This is a genomic window from Pseudidiomarina gelatinasegens (genome assembly GCF_004025325.1).
Taxonomy (GTDB): domain Bacteria; phylum Pseudomonadota; class Gammaproteobacteria; order Enterobacterales; family Alteromonadaceae; genus Pseudidiomarina; species Pseudidiomarina gelatinasegens.
In genome coordinates this window covers 337,455-350,874 of the sequence record NZ_RSFE01000003.1, presented here as the reverse complement: position 1 = coordinate 350,874, position 13,420 = coordinate 337,455, and the positions used below count along the sequence as shown (strand labels likewise).

Here is a 13,420-nt window from a genome sequence, read left to right as displayed (position 1 = left end):
AAGTTTTCACCCGTTTTTGATATTTGCCTGTTATTATACGGGGCATTGGCTATGTCACCAAGGAGAGATGTTTTTGACCAGCATTACTGGAATCATGCTTTTAATGGGCTCGCTGTTGCTTATCAGCATTTTAGCCGCTGTTGTGTCGAATCGACTTGGCGCACCGCTGCTACTAACCTTCTTGATCGTCGGTATGTTAGCGGGCGAAGAGGGCTTGCTTGGCATTGAGTTTAGTAATCCAGAATTGGCATTTTTCATTGGCTCATTAGCACTCGTTATTATTCTTTTTGATGGCGGTATGCGCACGCACAAAGAGCGCTTTCGCGTTGCACTATTGCCCGCAATTAGCTTAGCAACCGTTGGGGTCGCGCTTACCTGCGCAATAACTGCAGCAGGTGTTGTGTGGTTGTTCGATTTGCCGTGGCCAACGGCGTTATTAATTGGCGCAATTCTGAGTTCAACCGATGCGGCCGCGGTTTTCAGTATCTTCCAATCTCAAAATTTAAAAATAAAACAACGGGTAGCCTCAACATTAGAAATTGAGTCAGGCACCAACGACCCCATGGCCATTATTCTCACCATGACGCTAACCTCGATGATTGCGGCTACTGAGAGTTTTTCTTGGGGCTGGATGACGGTTGATATTCTCCAGCAACTTGCGCTGGGCTATCTTGCTGGTTGGGTTGGCGGCCGCTTTTTTGTCTGGATGGCACAAAAAATATCGGTGCAATTTTCGTTCTTTCCATTATTGGCCGCTGCGACGGCGGTCGTTATTTTCTCTATCACCAGTGGAATAGGTGGAAGTGGCTATCTCGCGGTGTATTTGATGGGGTATAAAATCGGTAATTCTCGCTTGCCGCAGTTACCCCACATTTTGCAGGTACAAGATGGTTTAGCGTGGCTAAGCCAGATTATGATGTTCCTGATACTCGGATTGCTGGTTACCCCATCGCACTTAGTTGAACACTGGGCATTGTCACTCTCGGTTGCCGTACTGATGATTTTCGTTGCGCGGCCGCTGGCGGTTATTACCAGTTTGATTCCTTTTTCCTTTCCGTGGCGTGAGCAAGTATTTATTAGCTGGGTAGGGTTGCGCGGTGCTGTGCCTATTATCTTAGCTCTGTACCCTTGGCTAACGGGTGTTCCGAACGAAGAATTGTATTTTGATATCGCGTTTATGGTGGTTATGGTGTCCCTTATTGTACAAGGATGGTCTTTAGCCCCGATGGCGCGTTGGTTAGGCCTGGAAGTGCCGGCACCAGCTGAACCTGACAGGCGTATGCCATTAGATAGGGTTGGCAGTAACGATCCTATGGAGCTTTGGGCTTATCAGGTTACAGAACGCTCGCCGGCCTGCGATCATTACTGGAATGAATTACGTTGGGACGTTGCAGTTGAATTTGTTGGTGTAATTCGCCGGGGCGAGTGGCTGTTACCGATGAGCAAGCCGCGCCTCTGTGAAGGTGACACGGTATTGGTTGTCGCCAAGCTGGAGCATGTTGACGCTATTAGCCGAGTCCTGGCAGCCGGCGGTAAGCAAACCGAACTGCAAACCAGTCAGTTCTTTGGTGACTTTAGTCTACGTGGTGATTTGCTAATACAAGAGGTGGCAGGTTTCTATCCCGTTGGAGAATTGGATTCGGGGATTATGAATATGTCCTTGCACGCTTATTTCACCCAGAAGTTTCACCGACGCGTGGTGGTCGGTGATCATCTTCAATTGGGCTCGGTGCGGCTCACAGTGCGCGAAGTGACCGATGAAGGGTACATCCGTCAAGTGGGTGTAAAGCTGCTCGAAGAAAAGAGCAGCCGTTAGTTGACCCAAAACTCCTTATGAAAACGCAATTCGTGCGTTTCATCGCCTTGCTTAATTGTAATGAAAAAACGCAAGGTTTCTAAATTGGAAAAGCGCGTCTGCGCTAAATAATAAACGGCGTCACCTTCAATTACCTCACGAAACTCGAGCCGCTGCTGTTGGCTTAGTGGATTCATTACATAGCCACTTAAGGTAACTTGCTGAGCTGGCTTGCCAGCGGTTGCTGCATCCAGCACTGAAATATTGACGGTGGCTAAAGTTTCGCTGCGCGACAACTGGTATTGCTGAGCCATTTCTGGCCGCAACAAGGTTGAGTTGAAGGCATTGTAGTGCACTTCCCACGGGCCGAGGCGCTTACTTTGCTCGGCTAACGCAGTGCCCGGCATAAGAAGCATGCTGATAATGGTTAAAGCCCCAACAAGTGCGTGTTTCATAGCCCCATACCTAAACTAAGTAGATTATTGAGTAAAATCCGAGCGAATTGAATCGCTACAATAAGAACTAGCACAGAAAGGTCAAGCCCACCAATCGGCGGAATAATTCGCCTTATTGGCGCTAAAAAGGGTTCGGTTAACTGGCCTAAAATAGCCATCATCGGATGATACCCGCGATTAAACCAGCTCATGATGGCCATAATAATGGTCAGCCAGAACAGCAGCGACAAAAACTGAAATAACACCACGGCCAAGCCCATCATCAGGGTATCTGTGACCATCGGCGTCATGCCAGCACTCATGCTGGATAGCACGAGTATTTTGCCGATGCCGACAAGGTAAGCGAGTAAGAGCGTTGCGATGTCCCAGTTGCCTACCATCGGCAATAGGCGCCGCATTGGTTGCACTAAAGGGTTGGTCATTTTAACCACAAACTGGCTCATTGGATTAAAAAAGTCAGCACGCGCTGCTTGCATCCACACACGCAACAAGACAACGATTAAAAACAGGTCGAATACAATTTCAACCAAAAACCGAAAAGCATCCATAGTGGCTCTCTAAATAGTTAATTAAAAACAGTCAGTTAAAACAGTTCCGCCATTTCTTGATTGCGTTTCACGGCAGCTTTCACTGCTCTCGCAGAGATATCGTCAATGTCTGCGCCTTGATAGACTTCAACACCTTTGGCCGTTGATCCGCCTTTACTGGTCACTTGTTTACGTAAGTCTTCCAGCTCCAATTCGCTTGCTATAGCCATTTCAGCTGCGCCCAACGCAGTTTGTTGTACCATAAGACGGGCTTTCTCTCGGTCAAAGCCTAGCGCGGTAGCAGCTTTTTGCAAGCTGGCCATAAATTCAAAGAAATATGCAGGACCACTGCCCGCTACGGCACCTAGAATATCAAGCTCATCTTCATTTGCGACCCATAAAGTTGCGCCAACGCCATCAAATGCTTCAGTAATATAGGCTTTGTCATCGTCATTAACCCTGTCATCAGCGACTAATCCAGACATTCCTTTACCGACAAGTGACGGTGTATTTGGCATAACGCGAATCATACGAATTGAATTGCCAAGATATTGACGGTACTTTTCAATGCGAATACCTGCAGCGATAGTCACAATGAGTTTTTCACTTAAGTTGGCAACCTGCTCGGTTAGGGCAGCGCAAACATCGGCCATTAACTGTGGTTTTACGGAAAGCACAATAACGTCAGCAGCGTTAGCTACTTCAGCATTATCTTGGCTGGTGTGTACATGCAACGTATCGCGCATCTTCTCTAATTTTGCTGGGCTTGGGTTGCTCACGTAAATGAGATCGCTGGGGTAGCCACTTTTGACCATGCCGCCAACAATGCTTTGCGTCATATTTCCCGCACCGATAAATGCTATTTTACGAGGCGATGTCGTCATGTAAGGTCTCCTGTTTGTTCATTTTTGGGCAGCCGAGCGCCGAATAACGACGTGCCAATACGAATCATGGTCGCGCCTTGCGCAACAGCGTACGGCCAGTCGGCACTCATCCCCATTGATAATGTATCTACTTGTTGATATTGGGCTTTTAACTCAGAAAACAACCGCTGCATGGCGGCAAAACTTTCAGAAGTGGCAGACGGATCAGTTTGAGCAGTAGGTATCGTCATCAGCCCACGTAAACGCAGCTGCGGTAATTCTGAGATAACAGCCGCGAGCTCAAGCATTTGTGCTGGCGCTACGCCCGCTTTTGACGTTTCATCGTCGATATTAATTTGAATTAATACGTTAAGCGGGGCAAGTTCATCGGAACGTTGCTGCGCCAGTCGGCGTGCTATTTTTTCTCGATCGATGCTGTGCACCCAATCAAAATGTTGTGCGATATCACGGGTCTTGTTCGATTGAATGGGACCAATAAAGTGCCACGTAATGGGGTAATCAGACAATTGCACAATTTTTGCAATAGCTTCTTGGACATAGTTTTCGCCGAAGTCTCGTTGTCCAGCATTGTAGGCTGCGACAATGTCTGCCGCGGGTTTTGTTTTGCTCACCGCGATTAATTGCACGCTATGAGCACTGCGCTTATGGGCGCTACACACCTGAGCAATTTCATTACGGACTTCTTTTATGCGTTCAGCTATGCTATTCATCAATGGCTAAAACTCACTTACAAGAGGCTGTTATATGGATATCACTGAGCTACTCAGTTTCTCTGTTAAACATAAATCGTCCGACTTACATTTATCCGCAGATTCGCCTCCTATGATACGGGTAGACGGTGACGTTCGTAAAATAAATATCCCAGCACTGAGTCACAAAGAGGTGCAGGAACTGGTCTATGACATTATGAATGACCGCCAGCGCAAGGAATATGAACAAAACCTTGAGTGCGATTTTTCATTTGAAGTTCCTGATTTAGCACGCTTTCGTGTTAACGCATTTGTGCAAAACCGAGGTGCTGGTGCGGTTTTTCGTACCATTCCTAGCGATGTTTTGACACTTGAACAGTTAGGTGCCCCTGAGATATTCAAAAATATTTCTGATAATCCCCGTGGGCTCGTTTTGGTAACCGGCCCGACAGGTTCTGGTAAATCGACCACCTTGGCGGCAATGATTGATTATGTGAATGAAAATAAGTATCACCACATTCTCACCATTGAAGACCCAATAGAATTCGTGCACAAAAACAAACGCAGCCTGATTAACCAACGTGAGGTTCATCGCGACACGCATAGTTTTAGTAATGCGTTACGTTCGGCGTTACGTGAAGACCCTGATGTTATTCTGGTAGGTGAGATGCGTGACTTAGAAACCATCCGCCTTGCAATGACGGCCGCGGAAACTGGCCATTTAGTATTTGGTACGTTGCACACAACCTCGGCACCGAAAACCATCGACCGTATTGTTGATGTGTTCCCTGGCGATGAAAAGCCGATGATTCGTTCTATGTTGTCTGAATCTCTACGTGCTGTTATTTCACAAACACTCTTGAAGAAGGTGGGTGGTGGCCGTGTCGCAGCGCATGAAATCATGATTGCAACGTCGGCAATCAAGAACCTGATTCGCGAAGATAAAATCGCGCAGATGTATTCTTCAATACAAACCGGCGCAGCGCACGGTATGCAAACACTTGATCAGTGCTTGCAGAACTTGTTGAATCAAGGGCTGGTGTCACGCGCTGATGCTAAGGCGAAATCGGCCAATAAGGATAGTTTCTAATTATGGTTTTAGACAAACTGTTGAAAATAATGGTCGAGCGTAACAGCTCTGACTTGTTTATCTCAGCGGGCTTACCACCAAGCGCCAAAATAAATGGTGAATTGCTACCGCTTAGTGAGCAAAAGCTTAGCGATAATGCAGCTTTAGGCATTGTAAAAGAAGCGCTTGGCGAAAAACATCTTAAAGAATTTATGGAAGATAAAGAATCTAACTTCGCTATCTTTCGTGAAGGCATCGGTCGCTTTCGGGTGAGTGCATTTTGGCAGCGCCAGCGTGCAGGTATGGTTGTTCGCCGTATTGTTACCGACATTCCGACCGTTGAAGAATTAAAATTACCGGAAGTACTGACCAAGTTAATCATGAATAAACGTGGTTTGATGTTGGTTGTTGGTGGAACGGGCACGGGTAAGTCAACAACGCTCGCGGCTTTAATCGGCTACCGTAACCACCACTCGAAAGGACACATTCTAACCATTGAAGACCCGGTAGAATTCGTTCATGACCACGGCAAGTCAATGGTCACGCAGCGCGAAGTGGGCGCTGATACTGAATCATTTGAGGCTGCGCTGAAGAGTTCACTGCGTCAGGCTCCAGATGTAATTTTGGTCGGTGAAATTCGCTCACAGGAAACCATGGAGTATGCACTTACTTTTGCTGAAACGGGTCACTTGTGTGTTGCAACCTTACACGCCAATAACGCGAACCAAGCCATCGAACGGATCATGCATATGGTGCCGAAGGAAAAAATTGGCAAATTAATGTTTGATTTGTCATTAAACCTTCGTGGAATTGTCGCACAACAGTTAGTTCCGACCATTGATGGTGGGCGCGTGGCAGCCATTGAGATTCTACTAAATAGCCCAATTGTTGCGGAAAAAATAGCAACCAATGACATGGGTGAAATAAAGGAAATTATGGCTAAATCGCGCGAGCTTGGTATGCAAACTTTTGACCAAGCCCTATTTGATTTGTACAAAGCTGGGCGTATCAGTTACGAAGAAACGTTACGTCATGCCGATGCGCCGAATGACCTGCGCTTGCGGATTAAACTTAGTGGCGACAGTAACGCCAGTGACGATGACAGCGCGTTACAGGGTGCAACAGTCGATCTTGACTGACTTCGCAGGAAATTTGGGTTAAACTGTGCGCCGTTTTTTAACCTGAATTTCGAGGGCTTTCATGCGTGTGCTAGGAATAGAAACATCCTGTGATGAAACGGGCATCGCTATTTACGATACCGAGCACGGATTGCTGGCACACCAGCTATACTCCCAAGTGAAGTTGCACGCTGATTACGGCGGTGTTGTCCCAGAATTGGCGTCACGTGATCACGTTCGTAAAACCTTGCCTTTAATTCAAGCAGCACTGACTCAGGCCAATCTGAAATCCTCCGATATAGACGGCGTTGCCTATACCGCTGGGCCAGGACTCGTTGGTGCTTTGCTGGTTGGTTCTTGCATTGGCCGCAGTTTAGCCTTGGGTTGGAATGTTCCAGCCATAGCGGTGCATCATATGGAAGGTCATTTATTGGCACCAATGCTGGAAGACCAACCACCGCAATTCCCGTTTGTGGCGTTGTTAGTGTCTGGTGGGCATACTCAACTGGTGCAAGTTGACGGAATCGGTCAATACACCTTGTTGGGTGAGTCGGTCGATGATGCTGCCGGTGAGGCATTTGATAAAACCGCGAAACTCATGGGGCTGGACTACCCAGGAGGGCCGCGCTTGGCAGCCATGGCGGAACATGGTGAGAATGGCGTTTATCGTTTTCCTCGACCAATGACCGACCGTCCCGGTTTGGACTTTTCCTTTAGTGGGCTTAAAACCTTTGCTGCCAATACTATAGCCAGTACGGATGGCTCCGAACAAGCGCTCGCCAATGTTGCACGGGCATTTCAGGATGCCGTAGTGGATACCTTAGTGATTAAATGCCGACGGGCATTAGAGCAAACTGGTTTAAAGCGTTTGGTAGTAGCGGGTGGAGTGAGTGCAAACCAACATTTACGCCAGCAATTGCATGACTTTACCCAAAGTATCGGTGGCAAGGTTTACTTTCCAAGAACTGAATTTTGTACCGACAATGGTGCCATGATTGCATATGCTGGTGCGCAGCGCTTGGTTGCTGGTGAACGCTCAGACATTCACATTAAAACCTATCCGCGTTGGCCACTTGAGCAGCTTACTGCGCCAGGTTAAATGGCTTTAGTCTTCGCGTCGCGTCGTACGCTTTTCTTGCCCAGTACGTAAGCGCACAATATTAGATTGATGGCGCCACATAATCAGTACCGAAATCATAATAACGGGCACGGTGTATTGGGGTTTGATCCAGTAGGCAAAGAAAGGTGCCAGACTCACCGTAACAATTGCTGCCAATGACGATACACGGCTAATTCGAAATACCAGTAGCCAGGTAGCAATCAGCAATAGAGCCATTTCCCATGCCACGGGGAACATAGCACCGAGCGCGGTCGCAACGGCCTTGCCCCCGCGGAAATGGAAATAAAGTGGAAATATATGGCCCAAGCAGGCTGCTACGGCAATTAGGCCAAGGTAAAATGGTTCAATGCCAAGGAAGTACGATATCCAAACCGGAACCATCCCTTTGAGTACATCGAACCAGAGTGTTAACAACGCTGGAATTTTGCCGCCTAAGCGGTAGACATTGGTGGCTCCAGGATTATTTGAGCCGGAGGTGCGGGGATCGGGCAGCCCGAATAAGCGGCAAATTAGCACAGCGCTGCTAATAGAGCCGAATAGATAGGCTGAAATAATCGCAAGTAAAATTAATGCACCCATAGGTCACTTAAACCGGCATACAAGCCGTTTGCTTCTGGTCCACTTTCCGTTACTATTCAAAACCCATAGCATAAGCGCTTTAGCGCCGAAATTCTATTAATACGGTACGACGCATGGATAAAGTTTTTATCGAAAGCTTGGTTGTTGACGCCTACATTGGTGTGTACGACTGGGAACATGAGCAAACTCAGCCATTGGTGCTTGATCTCGAAATGGATTGGGATAACCAGGCAGCAGCACGCTCCGAGAAATTAAGCGATGCGCTTGATTATGATGCATTGAGTAAGGCTGTGACCGCGCTCATCCAGTCACGGCCTCGTGCTTTAATCGAAACTGTAGCCGAAGAAGTTGCTGCGCTGGTGTTAACTGAATTCAAATGCCCACGCGTGCGAGTTAAAGTCGGTAAGCCGCAAGCGGTAGCGAACGCGCGCCAAACCGCGGTTGAGATTGTGAGGGCTGCTGTGTGAGCACGGTTTGGTTTGGCATTGGCAGTAACCGAGATCGTGAGCGTTTCGTCCGTGCTGGTATCAGTGCATTACATGATGCGTTTGCGACATCAGACCAACCAATGTACGTGTCACGAGTATTTGAAAGTGACGCCGTTGGCTTTTCCGGGAACCGTTTCTTTAATCTCGTTGCCAGTGTTACAACTGATTTAGGCGTTGAGTCGGTCAGTGCTATTTGTAAGGACATCGAGCGCCAACACGGGCATGTCGATGGCGCAACGCGATTTAGTCCGAGAACTTTAGATATCGATATTCTGCTTTATGACGACCTGATCAGTGAGAGTCCGGTGCAACTGCCACGCGCCGAAATATTGACCAACGCTTTTGTGTTATGGCCATTAGCAGAAATTAGTCCCAATAACCGGCATCCGCAAACAGGTAAAAGCTTTGCAGAACACTGGCAAAACTATCGTGGCGAACAAGTGCTGGAGCCGTTATCTTTCGAGTTTGATGCACTACCACACCTTAAACTTATTCAACCATCTACAAGGAAGTCATTATCGTGAGCACATTGGAAGCTATAATTCTCGCGTTAATTCAAGGTTTTACTGAGTTTCTGCCGATATCGAGTTCGGCCCATTTAATTTTACCGTCGCAGTTGTTTGGGTGGGAAGATCAAGGTTTAGCATTTGATGTCGCAGTTCACGTTGGCACCTTGTTGGCTGTCGTTTTATATTTTCGACAGGAAGTCGGCGAGCTACTGGTGAACTGGGTCGCTAGCTTACGCGGTCGGCACAATGCGCACAGCCGCTTGGCGTGGCTAATTATTTGGGGCACTATTCCGGCCGGTTTAGCAGGGCTACTCGGCAGTGATTTAGTCGAAAATTTTGGGCGCTCAGCGTTGGTCATCGCAACCAGTACCATTGTTTTTGGCTTATTGCTCTGGTTTGCGGATGCTCGGGCATCTCAGCAACAACAGCTAGAACAATTAACATTTAAACAAGTGATGATAATTGGCGCAATGCAAGCATTAGCCCTGATTCCTGGCACATCGCGTTCAGGAATAACAATGACTGCAGGCATGTTACTTGGGCTGACTAAAACGGATGCGGCGCGGTTCAGCTTTTTACTATCGATACCGATAATTATTATGGCCGGTGGCTATCAAGGGCTCAAATTAGTGCAGCAAGCTGAACCTGTGGCTTGGTTGCCGGTAATCATTGGCGTGCTCACATCCTTTGTTGCCGCTTATGTGTGTATTCACGTATTTCTGCAGGTTATCAGCCGTATGGGTATGCTGCCGTTTGTCATTTATCGGCTCGCGCTCGGTACATTTTTATTTATCTTATTTATCTAGTTTCATGGCTGCCATGCATTCAGCATGGCAGTGCGCTGCGCTTCTCTTACCGCCACCCCAATTTCAGGGCCATTTAATGGCTCACCGTTTTGGGCCGCTATGGCGATAACGTCTTTGGCTTTCACCGACTGTGCTTGTTCAAATGCCAAGCGTAGTTGTTGTGCTTCTTTCGCTGGCAGGCCAAGCGCTTTCCATAATGTCACTAAACGCGCAAGCTTTTCAGGGCGACGCCATCCATCAGCCTGGCAAATAGCCTGAAAGGCCCAGTCTGCATCAATAGCGTGATGGGGTTGATAGTTTATTTTTAATGCTGCCCCGGTTAAGTCTTGGTAGTCATTGGGCACCCGTAAGCGCTGTTGCAAGCTGGTTAGTTGCATATGGTTAAGCCGCTGGCATGTTAATGCCCAGGCAATCGTGGTGTCCGCCTCGCTCTTAATACGTTCAAGTTGGCTTGCCATATCACTTGTATTGAGTGTGTCTGTGAGTTCCGCAAACCACGGTGTCAGTGCGTTTGCTGCAATTAAAACTTGCCAATAGACATGTGGCGATGAACTGGTCAGTGCCTTTTCGGTTTCCCGCCACACACGTTCTGCGGCAAGCGTACTCAGTTCACCTTGAGCGCTCATAGCCTGCATTAATGCAAGCGTTTCGGGGGCAACGGTAAATCCATCTTCAGCAAAACGCGCGGCAAAACGCGCTACGCGTAATACCCGTAATGGATCTTCAGCAAAGGCGGGCGAGACATGGCGTAAACTTTTTTGCTTAATATCGTCTAAGCCATGGTAGGGGTCGATGAGCTGACCGGCATCATCTTGTGCAATCGCATTGATGGTGAGGTCGCGTCGCAAAAGGTCGTCTTCTAGCGTCACTGTCTTATCTGCACTCACGGCAAAGCCAGTATAGCCTTGTCCATCTTTACGTTCAGTGCGAGCGAGCGCGTATTCTTCGCCCGTTTTGGGATGCAGGAACACTGGGAAATCCTTACCTACTTGACGAAAACCGCGCGCCAGCATGTCTTCAGCGCTAGCACCGACCACCACGTAGTCACGCTCATGCACTGGTTTACCCAGCAATTGGTCACGAACAGCACCGCCAACTAAATATATTTTCACGCTCACTCCTTGTCATTTCATAAGATGATCGCGAATCACTGGCTCTGTTGCAAGCGAGTCGTTACACTGATGGCTAAAATAGCTACTATCTCAGTGAAGTTACTATGTATCTCAATTATTTTGGATTGCACACCGAGCCGTTTTCGATAGCGCCTGACCCGCAGTTTCTTTACCTTAGTGAACGGCATCAGGAAGCGCTGGCGCATTTGAGTTATGGGTTACAAGGCAGTGGCGGTTTTATCTTGCTAACCGGCGAGGTTGGTACGGGTAAGACAACGGTTTCTCGTGCGCTCTTAGAACAGCTACCCGAGCAAACTCAAACCGCATTCATCCTGAATCCGATGCTTAACTCTGATGAGTTACTGGCAACGTTGTGTGATGAATTCGGTATCCGTTACAACAAACGACAAGTTACATCCAAACAACTCACTGACAAGCTCAGCCATTTTCTATTGCAAGCGCATGCTAATAACGCACAGTGTGTTGTTCTTATTGATGAAGCTCAGCACTTGCAGCCACAAGTTCTTGAACAACTGCGATTATTAACCAACCTGGAAACCAACCAGCAAAAACTGCTGCGGGTGATTCTTATCGGCCAGCCTGAGCTGCAAGATCTGTTGCGTCGGCGCGAATTGCGACAGCTTGCACAGCGCATCACGGCCCGCTATCACTTGTTACCTCTGCAGTTAGCTGACTCAGAACGCTATATTAATTACCGATTGCAGGTTGCTGGCGCGCAACGTGGCCTATTTGACAGGGCAGCGATCAAGAAAGTGCATATTGCCAGTGAGGGGATACCACGGCGCTTGAATCTGCTTTGTGATAGAGCTCTGCTGGCGGCGTACAATGATCAGCAATCTGTTGTGTCGGTTAAGCACATTCAACTTGCAGTGCGTGAGCTTGATGGTGGCGTAACAAAGAGTCAGCATTCAAATGGTTTCCGATTTACTCGCATACTTGCCGCCAGCGCATTGGTGGCGGTGTTGAGTGCAACAACCGCTTGGTATGTTGGGCATCTTGAAAAGAAGAGCACACCAGCGAATGGTGCGGAGCAAGTAGGTTCTGGCGAATCACCAATTGCATCATTAGCTGCTGCCTGGCAATTACCAAAGCCTCCACAGGAGTCTGAATTCTGTGATTGGGTACGCACCTTTGAGTTGTTATGTGTGCGTGGTAGCGCACGGTTTGATCAAATATTAATCCCTCAATTACCGGTCTTACTTGATTTAGGTGGTGGCGAGTTGCAATTTGTTGACAGTGTGGACACGCAACCAAAATCAAACTGGACTGGGGAGTTTATTGCGTTATTGCCACAACCACCGGGTTACTCTGCGGCCGACGCGCAAACTGCAGAATCGGTTTATCAACGCTGGTTAGCACAGCAGCTTACGGCTTCAGGCAGCTCACCGGAGGCGACCTTCTCGGAGCAATTACAACAGCTGCAGCAACAGGCAGGGTTGCGAGTAACTGGGCACCTTGATGCATTAACCTTGTCGTGGTTGACCGCTCAAAGCACGCCGAGTGGACCAAGGTTGCAAGGCAGTGTTCAGCAGGAGAATAACTGATGTCGTCGGTACTTAAAGCACTCAGAAATCAACAGTCGCCGCTGTTAAAGGCTCATTCTCAAGTGGCGTTGGAATCGGCGGGTAAGCCTGCCTCGGCGATAGGGCTTATCGTTACCCTGTTAGTTAGCCTCGTTGTTGCTGCTGGCATTGGCTGGCTAGGCGTTCAATATTGGCTGTCAAACAACGCCGTAGAGGTTGCAGAGCCAATACCGCAGGCATCGTATCAACTGGGAACAATCGCAGCTGTAATCGAGCCGCAGTGGCCAGAATCAGAGCCAGCAACGGCAGAGCAAATTATTGCCATGGAGCCCAGTGACACTATAACTAGCTCGGCGCAGCGTCAGGCTGAAAATTCGGTTATTGATGACGATCAAACCATTGACTTAAATCAAGTTTCCCCCGAATTATTGAGCGCTTTTGAGAGTGCTCTTAATGAGAGTGGTGAAGGGCGAAGCGTTGTGCCTACCTTGGCTAACTTGAGTCAGGACTTCCAGCGTACCGTACCTTCGTTTAGCTATGACGGGCATCAATACTCATCCCGTGCGCAAGCGCGCTGGGTTGAGTTAGCTGGTGTCAGATTATTTGAGGGAGAGCGTTGGCAGGGGTTAACTGTACTAACAATAGCTCCGGCCCATGTTGTGCTGTCACGAAATAATCAAGCATTTCAACAACCCGCTTTGGAAGACTGGACAAAGCCCTAGTTA

Annotated in this window: 15 protein-coding genes; 9 read left to right on the top strand and 6 right to left on the bottom strand. The window is 48.2% G+C overall.

The annotated features are described in order from the left end of the window. Positions 1–67: 67 nt before the first annotated feature. Entirely contained in the window at positions 68–1,816 is a 1,749-nt protein-coding gene (locus EGC76_RS05880) for a potassium/proton antiporter (RefSeq protein ID WP_128352068.1), read from the top strand. Here EGC76_RS05880 and EGC76_RS05875 read toward each other — a convergent pair. Genes EGC76_RS05875 through EGC76_RS05860 form a run of 4 tightly spaced genes read right to left on the bottom strand, consistent with a single transcriptional unit; the run spans position 1,813 to position 4,371 of the window. Further along, positions 1,813–2,250, bottom strand: a complete 438-nt coding sequence (locus EGC76_RS05875; RefSeq protein ID WP_128352067.1) for a DUF4426 domain-containing protein — start codon at positions 2,248–2,250, stop codon at positions 1,813–1,815. The two genes, EGC76_RS05880 and EGC76_RS05875, sit on opposite strands and share 4 nt — an antisense overlap. Next, on the bottom strand, positions 2,247–2,798 hold the full coding sequence (locus tag EGC76_RS05870; protein WP_128352066.1) for a YggT family protein: 552 nt from the start codon (positions 2,796–2,798) through the stop codon (positions 2,247–2,249). The genes EGC76_RS05875 and EGC76_RS05870 overlap by 4 nt, the downstream gene beginning before the upstream one ends. A gap of 35 nt (positions 2,799–2,833) precedes the next feature. Beyond that, positions 2,834–3,661, bottom strand: a complete 828-nt coding sequence (proC, locus tag EGC76_RS05865) for a pyrroline-5-carboxylate reductase (protein ID WP_128352065.1) — start codon at positions 3,659–3,661, stop codon at positions 2,834–2,836. Next, positions 3,658–4,371, bottom strand: a complete 714-nt coding sequence (locus EGC76_RS05860; RefSeq protein ID WP_128352064.1) for a YggS family pyridoxal phosphate-dependent enzyme — start codon at positions 4,369–4,371, stop codon at positions 3,658–3,660. Before EGC76_RS05860 ends, proC begins: the two co-directional genes overlap by 4 nt. A 34-nt stretch (positions 4,372–4,405) precedes the next feature. Here EGC76_RS05860 and EGC76_RS05855 point away from each other — a divergent pair, with 34 nt between their 5' ends. From EGC76_RS05855 to tsaD, 3 genes are all read left to right on the top strand, one after another. Beyond that, the gene (locus EGC76_RS05855) at positions 4,406–5,440 is read left to right on the top strand and encodes a type IV pilus twitching motility protein PilT (RefSeq protein ID WP_128352063.1); all 1,035 of its coding nucleotides are present in this window, start codon (positions 4,406–4,408) and stop codon (positions 5,438–5,440) included. Between the two features lie 2 nt (positions 5,441–5,442). Continuing rightward, positions 5,443–6,558 carry a PilT/PilU family type 4a pilus ATPase gene (locus EGC76_RS05850; RefSeq protein WP_128352062.1) on the top strand — a complete coding sequence of 372 codons (1,116 nt, stop codon included), beginning with the start codon at positions 5,443–5,445 and terminating at the stop codon, positions 6,556–6,558. Between the two features lie 61 nt (positions 6,559–6,619). Beyond that, positions 6,620–7,636 (top strand): tRNA (adenosine(37)-N6)-threonylcarbamoyltransferase complex transferase subunit TsaD, encoded by a 1,017-nt coding sequence (gene tsaD, locus EGC76_RS05845; protein WP_128352061.1) that lies wholly within the window; start codon positions 6,620–6,622, stop codon positions 7,634–7,636. Positions 7,637–7,642: 6 nt separating this feature from the next. Here the strand turns inward: tsaD and plsY are convergent, their stop codons facing one another. Continuing rightward, entirely contained in the window at positions 7,643–8,236 is a 594-nt protein-coding gene (plsY, locus tag EGC76_RS05840) for a glycerol-3-phosphate 1-O-acyltransferase PlsY (RefSeq protein ID WP_128352060.1), read from the bottom strand. 113 nt (positions 8,237–8,349) lie between these two features. Here plsY and folB point away from each other — a divergent pair, with 113 nt between their 5' ends. The 3 genes from folB to EGC76_RS05825 are packed head-to-tail and all read left to right on the top strand — an operon-like array spanning position 8,350 to position 10,039. Continuing rightward, the gene (gene folB / locus EGC76_RS05835) at positions 8,350–8,703 is read left to right on the top strand and encodes a dihydroneopterin aldolase (protein WP_128352059.1); all 354 of its coding nucleotides are present in this window, start codon (positions 8,350–8,352) and stop codon (positions 8,701–8,703) included. Then, complete coding sequence (gene folK, locus EGC76_RS05830; RefSeq protein ID WP_128352058.1) at positions 8,700–9,248, top strand: 2-amino-4-hydroxy-6-hydroxymethyldihydropteridine diphosphokinase; 549 nt, start codon at positions 8,700–8,702, stop codon at positions 9,246–9,248. The genes folB and folK overlap by 4 nt, the downstream gene beginning before the upstream one ends. After that, complete coding sequence (locus tag EGC76_RS05825; protein ID WP_128352057.1) at positions 9,245–10,039, top strand: undecaprenyl-diphosphate phosphatase; 795 nt, start codon at positions 9,245–9,247, stop codon at positions 10,037–10,039. The genes folK and EGC76_RS05825 overlap by 4 nt, the downstream gene beginning before the upstream one ends. Before the next feature lie 2 nt (positions 10,040–10,041). On the opposite strand, the gene EGC76_RS12040 is transcribed toward EGC76_RS05825, so the two are convergent. Continuing rightward, positions 10,042–11,151 (bottom strand): tRNA nucleotidyltransferase/poly(A) polymerase-related protein, encoded by a 1,110-nt coding sequence (locus EGC76_RS12040; protein ID WP_128352056.1) that lies wholly within the window; start codon positions 11,149–11,151, stop codon positions 10,042–10,044. Between the two features lie 104 nt (positions 11,152–11,255). Between EGC76_RS12040 and EGC76_RS05815 the strand changes: the two genes are divergently transcribed. Both EGC76_RS05815 and EGC76_RS05810 read left to right on the top strand, forming a co-directional pair. Next, complete coding sequence (locus EGC76_RS05815) at positions 11,256–12,716, top strand: ExeA family protein (RefSeq protein WP_128352055.1); 1,461 nt, start codon at positions 11,256–11,258, stop codon at positions 12,714–12,716. Beyond that, complete coding sequence (locus EGC76_RS05810) at positions 12,716–13,417, top strand: general secretion pathway protein GspB (RefSeq protein WP_128352054.1); 702 nt, start codon at positions 12,716–12,718, stop codon at positions 13,415–13,417. Before EGC76_RS05815 ends, EGC76_RS05810 begins: the two co-directional genes overlap by 1 nt. The last annotated feature ends 3 nt before the right edge of the window (positions 13,418–13,420 follow it).